This is a genomic window from Alteriqipengyuania triglochinis, assembly GCF_054655655.1.
In genome coordinates this window covers 632,053-645,082 of sequence record NZ_BAAHNC010000002.1, presented here as the reverse complement: position 1 = coordinate 645,082, position 13,030 = coordinate 632,053, and the positions used below count along the sequence as shown (strand labels likewise).

The following is a 13,030-nucleotide window of genomic DNA, read 5'->3' as shown; positions in this document are numbered from 1 at the left end:
CTCGGCGTGCCCGCCTCGGCCTGCCTGAGCTCAAGGAACACCCCGAGCGCGATCGCCTAGCCCACCTACCGTCACCGGCGAGCGTTCATGGTTGCGTGTCCAGAGACACGCACCACCTCATCAATCGGGCTTACATGTCCCTGACTATGAGCTTGATCTTCTCTAGGTCGCTCGGATCGACGCCATCGCAGGCCATATGAGGAAAGAGCTCGCGCAACACCTCCACCACATGAAGTTCGTGCACACTAAGCCATCGTCGACGAGGGGAGCGTTCTGCCGCCACCTCACGCATCACTGATCGTTGCTCTCGGCTAAGTTCGCCAACTGAGGCACCTAGGGCCGCCTGCAATTCCATGACGAGAGTATCGGCGCCGGATGAGAGCCCGTTTCCCGATAGTAACTCCCACTGAACTTCGGGGTGCCTTTGCCGCACCACAGCTTGCAGGAAAGCACGTTTGTCGAGCTTGAGAATGTCGGCCAGCTCCATCGTGCGGTCGATCGGGATCGGAACTCTCCCAAGAGCCATGTGGCTCAAGACGACGGCCGTCTTGTAGCCCATGATTTTGCCAATCTGGCGAACGCTCAGTCCTTGCTCTTCCTTGGCGCGAGCCAAGCCCTCCGAGAGCATCCGTGCAGCCGGCGTGTCGGAAAGTGGATAGTTGTTTCCCATGGGCGCTGCATGCAGCGGTGCATGCATGCGTGTCAATTCTCTCTTGCACTCGGGGCAAAGCGCGTGTTAAATAACATACGCACTGCAACCTGCGCACGGTCAGAGCCTGTCAGAGGCATCGACGGCGCCAAAAGAGAGAACCGAATTGGAACGAAAGACCTACCGGGTGAAAGAAGTGGCGGAAGCCCTCGGCCTTAGCGCCACAACGATCAACAAGCTGATGAGCCTAGGCGAGCTTAAGCGCATCAAACTCGGCGCGAGCACTCTCATAACCGCTGAGTCCGTCGATGCTCTTCTCGAACGCAATGCCGAGGGCATCTGAACGATGCCTCTGACGGTCAAGGAAATCGAAAACGCCCAACCGCAGTCCAAAGAATGGAAGCTTCCCGACGAGCGGGGTCTATACCTTCTCGTTTCACCCCGAGGATCGAAACGCTGGCAGCTTCGCTACTCTTTCCGCGGTGAGAAGAAGAAGATCAGCTTCGGCCCGTTTCCCGAAGTGAGCTTGAAGGCTGCTCGTTCAAAACGGGATGAAGCCCGCGCCCTAGTCGCCGATGGGATCGATCCACTGGCGCGACGGCGAGAAGAGAAGCTCCAAGCCGCGAAGACCTCCGCTGACACCTTCGGCGAGGTCGCATGGGAGTTCATCGCGAAGCGTGCAAATGATGGCGACAATGCAATCGCCGAGACCACGCGCAGCAAGAACGAATGGCTACTATCTCTGCTTGAACCCAAGCTCGGCCATATTCCGGTGCGAGAGCTTACGGCACCTCTGCTTTTGGCGGTGCTGGAGGACATCCAATCTTCGGGCCGGCGCGAGACCGCTCGCAGGCTTCGCTCCTTCGTTGGCCGCGTCTTCAAATACGCAAATGCGAGAGGGCGCGCAGAGCACAATCCGGCACCTGCCCTCCATGGTGCGCTCGCCACTCCGACAGTTCGTAATCATCCGGCTGTTATCGAACCCGACAAGTTGGGGCACCTACTGCGGGCTATTGACGCCTATGGCGGACATGCATCGACCAACGCCGCCCTGAAGTTGTCTCCGCACCTGTTTCAACGGCCTGGCGAGATTCGGCAAATGAAGTGGGCAGACGTTGATTTCGAGACCGCCGTCTGGGCGATCCCGGCAGGGGAGACAAAAATGCGGCGTGAGCACCGGGTGCCGCTTTCGCGCCAGGCATTGGACATCATCAGGTCGATGGAGGACGTTGCCGCTTACAGCGAATACGTTTTCCCAAGCTTCAACCCCAAGAAGCCTCTCTCAGAGAACGCCGTTAACGGCGCTCTGAAGCGGCTCGGCTACGGCGGCGTGATGACAGCCCATGGCTTTCGAACCACCGCCTCGTCGCTTCTGAACGAGAGCGGGGAGTTCCACCCCGATGCGATCGAACGTGCGCTCGCGCACCAAGATGGCAACGCCGTTCGTGCCGTCTACAACCGCACGCAATACTGGGATGAGCGCGTCCGCATGATGCAATGGTGGTCTGATAGAATCGATTCTTTGAAGGGAACCAGGGCGGAGTGACGCTTCGCCGCACCCAAAAAAGACCCCCAAACTGACCCCCTTCAATATGCGAATACGGGCACACAAGGGCGAGCAGCCACGGACACCGACCGGCGCTTATCGTATGTTTTTCAGGTATTTGCGCCCTTCCGCGAATTTCCACGAACAGGGTGATGGTGCCCCATAGAGGACAAAGATGGGCACTCAAATGATTGGAGAATTTCGGCTGATTTGCCTCGCTAAGGTCGGCCATGCGCCCTGTTTCTATTCATTTGAGATGCTCGTTCTGTAAACCAAAACCGGCCGTTCCTACAGGATCGAATGCAAGGCCACTCTAACGATGAAAGCGGCATTTCCAGTCATTAGATAGTGAGATGCCACTCCCAGAAAGCCAGATCGTCGGGCTCCATTGGTTCGCCTTCGGCCTGTTTCTGCCTAGCAAGCTCTGCACCTTCTTCATGTTGAAGAAAGGCCACCACAGCGTTTATCGCATTGTGAAGGGGTTTCAGCTTCGGCCCGTCCCATTTGACCGGGTGGCCATCTTCTGGCGAAAGAAGTTTATACTGAATTGCTCGCTCGAATTCCTCACGATCCACAGCGAACCAATTAATTGAAGGTGAGAGATCGAAAAAATCTAGGATAATATGCTTAAATACGCTGTTCGAAGTTTGGCTAGGGCGTGTAGCCTTCACCGCATCAAGAAGCTCTTCGAACTCTGCCTCAACGCCAGAGGTTCCGCCCGTTGTCGCCAACGCATCTTTTAAAGCCACTGCATCCTTAACGTTCTTGAGGATCTCTATCTTCTCGTTCGCGTCTTCAAGCAGGCTTTGCAATGCCTCAATCTCGTTGGCCTGGCTAGCAGCGCTAGCTTTTAATGCGTTGTGCTCGGCTGCCGGAACCTTGCTGGGCCTCGCGAGATCCTTAAGGACTTTCTTCAAGCTTACCTTCCAAGCGGCTCGCTTCTTCTCCCACGTATGATCGTCACGCTCCTCTACGTTCACGTGCTTACGAACCATCAGGCGCAAATCGATTAATCCGGTCTCGTCCTCAATTAACCAACCCTGCTTCAGGCCCAAGGTATTGCTTACGTTATCGAAGCTTACACCTGGCATTACGACGGGTAGCGCCTTTAGCGATTTCGCCCAAGCCGCTCCGAGCTCCATGAGACAGAACGGACGCTCCAAGTAGGAAGGGGTCATCAAAAGAAAGACTAGATTCGGCGTTTGGATCTGCGACTTCATGTATTCGTTGAAGTCCTCGCCGAACGGAATGCCGTGCCCCTTTATGCTGGAACAAAAGATTGCCTTTTCCGGAACCCCAATGCCCTCTTTCAAAAGGTCGACAAACAATTGGGCAAGTTCGCGATCGGCCGTCGAGTGGCTAACAAAGATTTCTGCCATTCGTCGGCATCCTTTTATTATTAAACAGTTAGCCCTCTGAAAGGCCGGATGGCCATCAGGGGTCATCAACAGATTGCCGACGGACGAGAGCAATCGCAAGCGATATGCAGTATGCGATTTTCCACTTCCCCGGTCCCTAGGTCAATCATCAGGAATTAGGTCCAAATGCGCGCTCCGTGCCGACTTGGTAATCTCTTTGACCAGCATGTTTTCGGTAGGGTTTGCGTATCTGAAATAAACGGTAGACCGAGCGTCGAACGGCCATTTGGTTGGAGGTATGGTTTAGGTGAGCTGTCAAAAAATCGACACCGCCCTACTAAGCATCTCTATAGCAAATGGGGCGGAGCGGTTTGCCGAAGTTTGATGTGTTCACGGCCGTTGGGCCTTCCGCGATCGCATCACTCTGAAGAAGCGCCGTGAGGGCGGGCTTGTCGCAAGCTGCCGGTGCAGGCGGCCCTCTTCGGTGAGTTCGGCAGGGCCGACGAGAAAAGCCCCCTTGGCCCGACCTCTAAGCCAGCACTCCCTCGGAAGCGTTGGTCCGTTGCGACGCCGGTCGATCTTTAGGAAGAAGAGGAAGCTGCCAACAGTAAAGCGAACGACGTTCACACCGTCCTTCCGGTCGGGCATCGGGGTGCGATAAAAATATACGTCGCCGTCTAGTTCCACAACTCTAAGCATGGCAACATCGACTGAGGCCGGGATCGACATCCCGCGCAGCGCCACGTCGGCGAGCACATCAACATACGGGCCAACCCTGATCCGCCCTGGTTGTGTGGTCACTGCATACTTCCACACGATGCCGGCCGCAAACCGCACCATACGATCGCCGTCGATCGGGTCCACGTTAATGATGCCACCTAGCGGGGATTTCGTCGCCCGCAGCTTACGCAGCAGTTCGAACGCATAGCCCTCGTAGGCGCCCAAAATGGAGTCGCAGGGTCCGCATAAAATACCGCGATCATAAATCCCAGTATTGCTGACTCTGGGTCGTTGGTCACCTTTGTGCAGGATCAGATGTTGCTCGCCGCGCTCGTTCTTTACCTCGGCCACGAAAGCTTTAGGAATTAAGTGCGCCTCAATAGTTTTAGGTTCGCTGCAAATCAGGCATGACATCTTTCGATGATATGCCCCACTCCACACAAGTCAACGCGAAGCCACAATGAGGCGAACCGCAAAGCCAATAAATAGGCGGGAATTAAGCTGGAAATCGACAAGCATCGGCTAAACCCCCGTCAAATATGCAGATCGCTTTCATCAAATCGATTCAAGCGTATCATGGGGCACACTCAGATCAGACGAGAACTGCAGAAAGGTCACTCTGGCCGGGCTTTGACCCGACAGCTGACTATCCCCCCTCCGGCCCAAATTACGATGCTTCACTTGGCTTCCAACAGTCCATCGAAACTACCTGGGACTGGCTCGGGTTAACACGGTCTCGCTGCCCAAAGTGACCCAAACAGGACCCAAAGCGAGTGATCAGCCGAAGGGTCATTCGCCCTAAAGTTCTGAAAGCGCCTGATGAAAGACTAGTGTCCAAAAGAAACAAAGATGGGCACCAGTCTTTGGAGAATTTCCGTTTCTTTGCCCTCATTGCTTTCGTTTTTGATTTGAGAATTTAACCCACTTGTTATTAGGTTTCTCGGTTTCTGAGGCGCGTGTCATAGATCCATTTTCGAATCTTTCGAGCTGACACCTTTCCCATATCTGCGTGGGCAGGATTGAGTAAGACATTATGCTCTTCAGGGACGATAACCGAAGGGACACAAAGTAGTAGCCCTGAGCGGCTCTTCACCCACGAGTCTCCGTGATCCATGGAGGTCTTACTTGCTGGCTCAGCATCCCAACCGACCGGCGCATCTTCCAACTCGAGCGTCTCTCGTTTTGACCAAAGATAATCGGGAATCTCGATTTCGACGAGATAACGGTTCAGAGGTAGGCTACCGGCATTGAGGTGCACTACTGTTTCGAATGCAGAAAGCGACCGTGTTGAAGATGCGTAGACCAAGGGGGTTCCTGGATGATTCCAGCGGCCACCATCTTTCTCGGCACCTTTCCCACTTAGATCATCAGCTGTGTAAGTCTTCGTATCTGTACCGATGCGCCATACCGTGACACTCACGCATACGCTCCGCTTTGCATTCGAGCGATCATGCTTGAAACTATAGTCTGGCCCTCCATAGTATCCAAGAACTCGATTGGCTTTCTGCCTCCGAGCGAAGGTAGAGGGTCTAACAACCAGCGCGACATCCATTCCGAACTGTCGAAGCCTTCGGGATCACCTGACTCTGCCACAATAGCATCTAATTGGCCTACAAGCTTTGCGAATCCGATTAAACGCTCACTTTCAGCAAAGGAAAGGACGTCATCATCCTTCACCTTTCTGTTAACCGTGGCCGTCTTCAGACCTAAGGCATTGAAAAAATCTCGCTGTTCAACACCTAGGTCTCTAAGAATCCATTTGGCGCGCTGAGCAGGCACTCCCTCGCGGATCATGCTAATCCGCTCAGTGGGAGAGGCGGAATAGACTCCAAAGTAATAGCCTTTACCGCTCACTTTCTTTTTCTTCGTGACCCCACGCACAATTTTTTTTGCCGGCTTGGCGCTATCTTTTGAGAGATGCGCTGCCCTAGAACCAATCTTACCGCGACCGGCTGCTCGCCTACCAGGTTTCGCCTTTTCAGATGCGTTGCTCATGGATGCTCCTTTGGGCTTTTTGATAGCCCAAAAGAGCATTCGACGCAAGCGCTGTGATGCTTCCCGAATGGACAGTCCCCAACCGCTAAGCCGGTATCTTATTTGCCCAGCTTTGTCCGGTATGGCATCCCAAATATGGGCGTTTCCTTCCGTAAATGAAAAATGGTGCCCAGAAGAGGACTCGAACCTCCACGACCTTGCGATCGCCGCCACCTGAAGACGGTGCGTCTACCAATTCCGCCATCTGGGCACACGGGGAGGCCGGTCATCGAAGGCGCGGCCGCCGGGTAGGAGCGGGCGCTTAGCGAAGCCTAACCCTGCCTGTCAATCCAATTACATCACCTCAAGCCGGTCTTGCGAGGCAAGCCGCCATCCGGCAAAGCGCTTTGCACCAACACAACCAGCGCCACTGCCCCACGAAAGGCCCGATCAATGCCCATCACCAATCCGCTTGCCGACAAGGTGGTGACGATATTCGGCGGCAGCGGCTTCGTCGGCCGCCATGTCGCCGAAGACCTGCTGCAGCAGAATGCCCGGGTGCGAATCGCCGCGCGCACGCCCGAGGAGGCGTTCTCCCTCAAACCGCTCGCCAAGCTGGGCCAGCTGCAGTTCGCCCGCTGCGATATCCTCGACGAGCGCAGCGTGCGCGCCTGCGTCGAAGGCAGCCATGCGGTGGTGAACCTGGTCGGCACGTTCGGCGGCGATCTGATGAAGCTGATGGGCGAAGCGGCAGGTATGCTCGCCAAGGCAGCGAAGGACGCGGGCGCGCACAGCTTCATGCAGATCAGCGCGATCGGTGCCGATCCCGAAGGCCCGTCCGAATATGCGCGCGCCAAGGCACTGGGCGAGACGCTGGTGCGCGAGAACTTTCCCGCAGCGACGATCCTGCGCCCCTCGATCATCTTCGGCCCTGATGGCGGCATCCTTACGATGTTTGCGGATCTGATCGCCAAGCTGCCCGTCCTCCCCGTATTCGCCCCCGATTCGCCGATGGAGGTGGTCCATGTCGATGATATCGCGGCGGCCATTACCACCGCGCTGGTCGCACCCGGAGAGCATGCCGGAAAGACTTACGAGCTGGGTGGGCCCGATCGCTGGACGATGATGGAGCTGAACGAGCGGATCGCGCAGGCGCAGCGGCGCAAGCGCGTCTTCCTGCCCATGCCGGACGGCGCCAGCGCCGCCTTCGCCGCGCTGCCCGGCACGCCGATGAATTCGGACCAGTGGACCATGCTCAAGGCCGGCAGCGTCGCTTCCGGCGAGCATCCCGGCTTTGCCGCGCTCGGCATCCAGCCGCGCCCGCTCGAGCTGGTGGTCGACCGCTACATGGTCCACTATCGCAAGCACGGCCGCTTTGCCGAGAAGATGGACAACGCCGGCTAGGGCGGTTCTGGCAGAGCCAAGCGGGGCCTAGGCCGGGGTTGTCCCCGCGTCGGCCTCGCCATTCCTGTCCGCGATCAGCGCAATCGGCTCGACCAGCAGGATCGTGCCGTCATGCCCGGTAATGCGCACTCGTTCGCCCGCCGCAATGTCGGTGCCGCGCGCGATCCACTCGCTGTCGCCGACCCGCACGCGCCCGCTCCCGCTCTCGATCGGCTGGACGACCAGCGCCGTCTCGCCCACCAGTCGCCCGCCGCGATGGTTGAGCAGCGGATCGGAGCTGAGGATCGGCTTGTTGTCGAGATAACGGCGCGCGCTGTAGACCGTGATCAGCGCCAGACTGACGAAGCTGACGATCTCCAGCGGAAGGCCGAAGCCGAACAGGAAGCTGAGGCCGCCGGTGATGAGCGCGGCGACCGCCAGCCAGATCAGGTAGACGCCGGGGACCAGCAGTTCGAGCACCGCGAGGACCAGGCCCAGCGCGATCCAGAACCAGTACTGGTCGATCCCGTCTAGCATCAGGAATCGCCCCTGCCCGCGCGTGGGACCGAGGCGCGTTCGCGGGTCACAGGATCACGATCGCGCGAGAGCGGCACGCCGCTATCGCCGCCCATCGGCGCGTTCTCGCCCGGCTGCAAGGCACCGCGCACCAGTTCGCCGATCCCGCCGAGCGAGCCGATCAGCTGCGTCGTCTCGACCGGGAACAGGATCGTCTTGGCATTGGGGCTGTCGGCGAACTTGCCCACCGCCTTGGTGTATTCCTGAGCGACGAAATAGTTGATCGCCTGCTGGCCGTTGCTGGCGATCGCGTCGGCCACCATCTGCGTCGCCTTGGCTTCGGCTTCGGCGGCACGCTCGCGCGCCTCGGCATCGCGGAAGGCGGCTTCGCGCTTGCCCTCGGCCTCGAGAATGGCGGACTGCTTGGAGCCTTCGGACCGCAGGATCGCGCTGGTCTTGTCGCCCTCCGCCTCGAGGATCTCGGCGCGCTTGAGGCGTTCGGCCTTCATCTGGCGAGCCATCGCTTCGGAAATGTCGCGCGGCGGGCGGATGTCCTTGATCTCGACGCGGGTGATCTTGACCCCCCAGGGCGAGGTCGCGTGGTCGACCACGCTCAGCAGGCGGGCGTTGATCTCGTCGCGCTTGGACAGCGTCTCGTCCAGATCCATACTGCCCATGACGGTGCGCAGGTTGGTCGTCGTCAGCGCCATGATCGCGTAGTTGAGACCGGAGACCTCGTAGGCCGCCTTGGGCGCGTCGAGCACCTGGAAGAACACCACCGCATCGACCCCGACCATCGCGTTGTCGGCAGTGATGATTTCCTGCCCTGGGATGTCGAGCACTTGTTCCATCATGTTGATACGGTGGCCGACGCGGTCGATCAGCGGGAAGATGACCGTCAGGCCCGGTTCGGCCGCCTTGGTGAACTTGCCGAAACGCTCGATCGTGTAGACGTAGCCCTGCTTCACCATCGTGATGGCGGTCATCAGGAAAATGAGCAGGAGGAAGACCACCAGCCCGAGTGCGATGTACATTCCCATGCGACCAATCCCCTTTTTTATCAGGGTTTCAGACTAGCGGGAGGAACCCCGGCGGCCAAGCAAAAGCGGATCGGGCCCGTGCGCTATTCGGTCGCCCGTCGGGCCGGGTATGTCGCCGGTCGAAAGCTGGGCCCGGCGGGCCGGACGAACGCCGTCAGAGTGCGGCGTCGTAGAGGGTCAGCAGGTCCGCATAGGCGCGCTCTGCGGCTTCGGGCGCGTAGGCCGGGCTGTCGGGCACGGTCCAGCCGTGATCGCCGGCATAGACCTCGATCTTCGCGGGACGTCCCGCCTCGCGCGCCGCTTCGCGCAGGATGCGCTTGTGGTCGGGCGCATCGGCATCGTCGTCCTGCGCGATCGCGACGAGATAGCTTGCCTGCGTATCGTCGAAGGTGCGGTGCGGGCTCATCGGGTTGTCCTCACGCACCAGGCCGCCGCCGTGGAAGCTTGCGACGCCCATGATTCGTGAGGGTACCGCGGCGGCGGACCAGAAGGTGAAGGGCCCGCCCATGCAGTAGCCCTGCGTGCCGATCCCGCGCGAGGTGTCGACCTCGGCCTGGGTGTCGAGCCAGGCGACCGCCGCCGCCGCGTCGGCCATGACGGCTTGCGCATCCAGCTTCTCCCGCCAAGGGCGAACCTTCTGGAAGCCGTCATTGCCCGCGAAGGCCGCGAAATCCTCAAACTGCTCGCCCGCGACGTCGCGGTAGTAGGGATTGACGACGAGGACGGCGTAGCCTCGGCCGGCGAGACGCCGCGCCATGTCGCGCTTCGCCTCGCGCAGGCCTGCGATGTCGGGCCAGAAGAGGACGGCGGGGGACGATCCGGAAACGGGCGCGACGAAGAAGCCGTCCATCGTGCCCGCATCCGTGCGGAAGCTGACCTGCCGCTCGCTCAGCGCAGGGACGGTGATCGAGTCGCCATCGGCAGCCCCGATCGGCGCGCAGGCGCCGAGCGCGGCCACACCGGTCAGCGCGCCGAACTGGCGCCGGTTGAGGCCCTCGCGTGCCCAGCGGGCCAGTTTCGCTTCATCGCACATTGCTCGTCTCCCCTCGCGCTATCGTCCCTTCGTGCGGCTCTAGCCGCGAGCCCCGAGGGGCGGCGTGCCTACTGCTTTTCGAAGGCGGCGCTGATCTTCAGTTCGACCTCGTCGGACACCATCGGCACGGCGTAGTCGACCCCGAAGTCGGAACGCATGATGGTGGTCGTGCCTTCGAAGCCGACCGTCTCGGCCTTGCTCATCGGGTTGGTGCCCGCGCCGGTGAACTTCGCCGCGATGGTGACGGGCTTGGTGACGCCGTTCATCGTCAGGTTGCCGGTAATATCGGCCTCGGTGCCGTTCGCGCCGACATCGACGCCGGTTGAAACGAAGCGGGCAGCCTCGGGATCGGCGCCAAAGAAATCGGCGTCGGCGCCATCCTTGGGCGCACGCAGCAGGTGATCGCGGAGTCCTTCGCTGACGAGGGCGACGCTGGTGATCGGGATCGTCACGTCGACCTTGGCCGCACCGGGATTGGCGGGATCGATCGTCAGCGTGCCTTCGACATCGCCGAACGCACCGTAATAATCGTTGAAGCCAAAGTGGTTGACCGACCACGCTACCAGCGTGTGCGCCGGATCGGTTTGATAGGTGCCGGCGGCGACGCGGCTCACGTCCATCTGGCCGGGCGTTTCGGGCGCGCCTTCCTGCACGGCAAGCGCGGGGACGGTGGCGGCACCGATAAGGGCGAGGACGGCGGCGGACTGGATAATGCGCATGGTCGGGACTCCGTGGCTGGATTCGATGCGGGCTCGGGACGACGCACGCAGGGGCGCGCCCTGCATGCACTTGCAACTCCAAAGCGCCAGCGCGCGATCCGTTCCGCCGCCGATGGGCAGCCTTTGGGCCATGGTGGCCGCGCCGCGATTCGGGCGGCGCCCGATCACCGCCGCGTCAGCGCATCCTCGCTCTCGGCCATCAGCGTGTCGATGATCTGCGCCACCGGCTCTTCCTCGCGCACCATGCCTACCGATTGCCCCGCCATCAGGCTGCCGTTCTCGACATCGCCGTCGATCACTGCGCGGCGCAGCGCACCCGCCCAGTAGTGTTCCACCTGCAGCTGCGCTTCGGCCATCGCGATCTCCTCGCGGTCGAGCGATCCGGCGATCTCGCGCTGCTTGGCGGTGAATTCCTCGGTGCCCTTGTTCTTGAGTGCACGCACCGGGATCACGGGCAGACGCGCATCGACCTGCACGCTGGCGACCGCTTCGCGGGCGGAAGCGCGGAAGAAGGCCTTCTTGAAGTTCTCGTGCGCGATGCTTTCGGTGGCGCAGGCGAAGCGCGTGCCCAGCTGCACGCCGCACGCGCCCATCTCCAGATAGCCCGCGATCGCACTGCCGCGCCCGATGCCGCCGGCAACGAAGACCAGATGGTCCCCGCTCAGTTCGGGGAGGATTTCCTGCGCCAGAACGCTGGTCGAGACCGGGCCGATGTGGCCGCCCGCTTCCATACCTTCGATCACCAGCGCATCCGCGCCCGAGCGCAGCAGCTTCTTGCCCAGCGCCAGCGTGGGCGCGAAGCAGATGACCTTGGCCGGGTTCTTGCCGCCCTTGATCGCCTCGACGCTTCCCTTGGGCGGGATGCCGCCCGCTAGCACCACGTGGGTGACGCCGTGCTTTTCACACACCGCGATCAGGTCGAACAGATCGGGGTGCATAGTGATCAGATTGACGCCGAAGGGCTTGTCGGTGCGCTTCTTCGTCTCGGCGATCTCGGTATCGAGCAGCTCGGGCGTCATCGCGCCGCAGGCGATCACGCCGAAACCGCCCGCATTGGAGATGGCCGACACGAGGTTGCGTTCGGACACCCAGCTCATCGCGCCGCACAGGATCGCGTGCTTGCTGCCGAGGAATTGGGTGCCGCGCGCCATCAGCGCGTCTGTCTTGGGAGTATCGCTCATGTGGAGCGGTTACGAGCGTAGGGCGCGGGCGGCAAGCGCCAGAAGCGCGAATCCTAGAACCAGCCCAGGCTTTTGAGTTCGGCCACCCGCGTGCGCGACACCGGTGCCTCGATCCCACCCGGCAGCACCAGCCGCAGGTTGCGGCCGTCGCGCTTCACATCCTCGACCGCATCGCGCGCGACCCACCAGCTACGATGGACCTGCGCCCCGTCGACCCCCGCCAGCTCGTCCACCGCATCGCGCATCCGCAGCAGGATCAGTTCGGAGCCGAGCGCGGTGTGCGCCCGCACGTAATGGTCTTCCATTTCCAGCGCGATCAGCTCACTCCCCAGGTGCGGCGGCAGGCGGTCGAAAAAGGCGGGCTGCGGCGCGGCCGAGAGCGCGGGCGCGGATGCAGTCGCCGGAGACGCAGGCGGGGCACTCTCCTGCGCGGGCGGCGGCACCTGCTTGGAGCGCTCGATCAGATGGAACAGCACCGTAATGCTCGCGCCTATGATCAGAACGTTGAAATAGGCCTCCAGCGCCTGCTCGCCGGAAGGCATGGGCACGGGGCGCGGCCAGAAGCCGATCGCCCATACGATCGCGGTCATCGGGATGGTCGCGATCAGGCAGCCGGCGATCCACAGGCCGATCTGCGGCAGGTGCAAGGACCGGTGCAGCCGCTCCACCACCCAGCCGATCGGATTGTAGACCGCATAGCCTACCCAGGCGAACAGCAGCCAGCTGGCAAAGCGAACCGCGAGCGGCGCATGGGCACTGCCGAACGGACCGATCAGCGCAAGGACCACGCCGACCACCGTCATCACTGACAGGTCGATCAGCAGCTTGCGCGCGAATGGGTGCTGCCCGGCGGATGGATCGTCACTCATGCCGCGAGCCTAGCGCCCGTTCGCGCTTCGTAAAGTGGCGAA

Annotated in this window: 14 protein-coding genes and 1 tRNA gene; 3 read left to right on the top strand and 12 right to left on the bottom strand. The window is 60.8% G+C overall.

The window, feature by feature from the left end; translation table 11 throughout:
• Positions 1 to 130 precede the first annotated feature (130 nt).
• Positions 131 to 697 (bottom strand): hypothetical protein, encoded by a 567-nt coding sequence (locus ACYQ0L_RS08925; protein ID WP_459788737.1) that lies wholly within the window; start codon positions 695 to 697, stop codon positions 131 to 133.
• Positions 698 to 815: 118 nt separating this feature from the next.
• Here ACYQ0L_RS08925 and ACYQ0L_RS08920 point away from each other — a divergent pair, with 118 nt between their 5' ends.
• Together ACYQ0L_RS08920 and ACYQ0L_RS08915 are read left to right on the top strand one after the other, a co-directional pair.
• Positions 816 to 992, top strand: coding sequence for a helix-turn-helix domain-containing protein (locus tag ACYQ0L_RS08920; RefSeq protein ID WP_459788735.1), 177 nt, complete (start codon positions 816 to 818; stop codon positions 990 to 992).
• Positions 993 to 995: 3 nt separating this feature from the next.
• Positions 996 to 2,195, top strand: a complete 1,200-nt coding sequence (locus ACYQ0L_RS08915) for a tyrosine-type recombinase/integrase (RefSeq protein WP_459788734.1) — start codon at positions 996 to 998, stop codon at positions 2,193 to 2,195.
• 341 nt (positions 2,196 to 2,536) lie between these two features.
• Here ACYQ0L_RS08915 and ACYQ0L_RS08910 read toward each other — a convergent pair whose 3' ends face one another.
• From ACYQ0L_RS08910 to ACYQ0L_RS08890, 5 genes are all read right to left on the bottom strand, one after another.
• Entirely contained in the window at positions 2,537 to 3,574 is a 1,038-nt protein-coding gene (locus ACYQ0L_RS08910; RefSeq protein ID WP_459788732.1) for a toll/interleukin-1 receptor domain-containing protein, read from the bottom strand.
• 369 nt (positions 3,575 to 3,943) lie between these two features.
• Complete coding sequence (locus tag ACYQ0L_RS08905) at positions 3,944 to 4,687, bottom strand: hypothetical protein (protein ID WP_459788731.1); 744 nt, start codon at positions 4,685 to 4,687, stop codon at positions 3,944 to 3,946.
• A gap of 517 nt (positions 4,688 to 5,204) precedes the next feature.
• On the bottom strand, positions 5,205 to 5,693 hold the full coding sequence (locus ACYQ0L_RS08900; protein WP_459788730.1) for an RES family NAD+ phosphorylase: 489 nt from the start codon (positions 5,691 to 5,693) through the stop codon (positions 5,205 to 5,207).
• Positions 5,690 to 6,268 carry an antitoxin Xre/MbcA/ParS toxin-binding domain-containing protein gene (locus tag ACYQ0L_RS08895; protein WP_459788729.1) on the bottom strand — a complete coding sequence of 193 codons (579 nt, stop codon included), beginning with the start codon at positions 6,266 to 6,268 and terminating at the stop codon, positions 5,690 to 5,692. Before ACYQ0L_RS08895 ends, ACYQ0L_RS08900 begins: the two co-directional genes overlap by 4 nt.
• Before the next feature lie 163 nt (positions 6,269 to 6,431).
• A tRNA-Leu gene (locus tag ACYQ0L_RS08890) sits at positions 6,432 to 6,518 on the bottom strand.
• Between the two features lie 182 nt (positions 6,519 to 6,700).
• On the opposite strand from ACYQ0L_RS08890, the gene ACYQ0L_RS08885 reads away from it, so the two are divergent.
• Positions 6,701 to 7,651, top strand: coding sequence for a complex I NDUFA9 subunit family protein (locus ACYQ0L_RS08885; protein WP_459788728.1), 951 nt, complete (start codon positions 6,701 to 6,703; stop codon positions 7,649 to 7,651).
• Between the two features lie 27 nt (positions 7,652 to 7,678).
• Here the strand turns inward: ACYQ0L_RS08885 and ACYQ0L_RS08880 are convergent, their stop codons facing one another.
• The 6 genes from ACYQ0L_RS08880 to ACYQ0L_RS08855 all read right to left on the bottom strand — a co-directional run bounded on the left by ACYQ0L_RS08880 (position 7,679) and on the right by ACYQ0L_RS08855 (position 12,988).
• A complete protein-coding gene (locus ACYQ0L_RS08880; RefSeq protein WP_459788727.1) occupies positions 7,679 to 8,167 on the bottom strand; it encodes an NfeD family protein in 489 nt (162 codons plus the stop codon).
• The gene (locus ACYQ0L_RS08875) at positions 8,167 to 9,186 is read right to left on the bottom strand and encodes an SPFH domain-containing protein (RefSeq protein ID WP_459788726.1); all 1,020 of its coding nucleotides are present in this window, start codon (positions 9,184 to 9,186) and stop codon (positions 8,167 to 8,169) included. The genes ACYQ0L_RS08880 and ACYQ0L_RS08875 overlap by 1 nt, the downstream gene beginning before the upstream one ends.
• A 154-nt stretch (positions 9,187 to 9,340) precedes the next feature.
• Positions 9,341 to 10,219, bottom strand: coding sequence for a dienelactone hydrolase family protein (locus ACYQ0L_RS08870; protein WP_459788725.1), 879 nt, complete (start codon positions 10,217 to 10,219; stop codon positions 9,341 to 9,343).
• 68 nt (positions 10,220 to 10,287) lie between these two features.
• Positions 10,288 to 10,938 carry a YceI family protein gene (locus tag ACYQ0L_RS08865; protein WP_459788724.1) on the bottom strand — a complete coding sequence of 217 codons (651 nt, stop codon included), beginning with the start codon at positions 10,936 to 10,938 and terminating at the stop codon, positions 10,288 to 10,290.
• Positions 10,939 to 11,102: 164 nt separating this feature from the next.
• Positions 11,103 to 12,119 (bottom strand): NAD(P)H-dependent flavin oxidoreductase, encoded by a 1,017-nt coding sequence (locus tag ACYQ0L_RS08860; protein ID WP_459788723.1) that lies wholly within the window; start codon positions 12,117 to 12,119, stop codon positions 11,103 to 11,105.
• 53 nt (positions 12,120 to 12,172) lie between these two features.
• A complete protein-coding gene (locus ACYQ0L_RS08855) occupies positions 12,173 to 12,988 on the bottom strand; it encodes a LytTR family DNA-binding domain-containing protein (protein WP_459788722.1) in 816 nt (271 codons plus the stop codon).
• Between the last annotated feature and the right edge of the window lie 42 nt (positions 12,989 to 13,030).

What these genes read in the sequence shown, in the direction of transcription:
- ACYQ0L_RS08860 (WP_459788723.1), bottom strand. Translation starts at nt 12,119, where the DNA reads ATGAGCGATACTCCCAAGACAGACGCGCTGATGGCGCGCGGCACCCAA.
- ACYQ0L_RS08910 (WP_459788732.1), bottom strand. Translation starts at nt 3,574, where the DNA reads ATGGCAGAAATCTTTGTTAGCCACTCGACGGCCGATCGCGAACTTGCC.
- ACYQ0L_RS08880 (WP_459788727.1), bottom strand. Translation starts at nt 8,167, where the DNA reads ATGCTAGACGGGATCGACCAGTACTGGTTCTGGATCGCGCTGGGCCTG.
- ACYQ0L_RS08895 (WP_459788729.1), bottom strand. Translation starts at nt 6,268, where the DNA reads ATGAGCAACGCATCTGAAAAGGCGAAACCTGGTAGGCGAGCAGCCGGT.
- ACYQ0L_RS08855 (WP_459788722.1), bottom strand. Translation starts at nt 12,988, where the DNA reads ATGAGTGACGATCCATCCGCCGGGCAGCACCCATTCGCGCGCAAGCTG.
- ACYQ0L_RS08870 (WP_459788725.1), bottom strand. Translation starts at nt 10,219, where the DNA reads ATGTGCGATGAAGCGAAACTGGCCCGCTGGGCACGCGAGGGCCTCAAC.
- ACYQ0L_RS08865 (WP_459788724.1), bottom strand. Translation starts at nt 10,938, where the DNA reads ATGCGCATTATCCAGTCCGCCGCCGTCCTCGCCCTTATCGGTGCCGCC.
- ACYQ0L_RS08885 (WP_459788728.1), top strand. Translation starts at nt 6,701, where the DNA reads ATGCCCATCACCAATCCGCTTGCCGACAAGGTGGTGACGATATTCGGC.
- ACYQ0L_RS08915 (WP_459788734.1), top strand. Translation starts at nt 996, where the DNA reads ATGCCTCTGACGGTCAAGGAAATCGAAAACGCCCAACCGCAGTCCAAA.
- ACYQ0L_RS08925 (WP_459788737.1), bottom strand. Translation starts at nt 697, where the DNA reads ATGCATGCACCGCTGCATGCAGCGCCCATGGGAAACAACTATCCACTT.
- ACYQ0L_RS08905 (WP_459788731.1), bottom strand. Translation starts at nt 4,687, where the DNA reads ATGTCATGCCTGATTTGCAGCGAACCTAAAACTATTGAGGCGCACTTA.
- ACYQ0L_RS08875 (WP_459788726.1), bottom strand. Translation starts at nt 9,186, where the DNA reads ATGGGAATGTACATCGCACTCGGGCTGGTGGTCTTCCTCCTGCTCATT.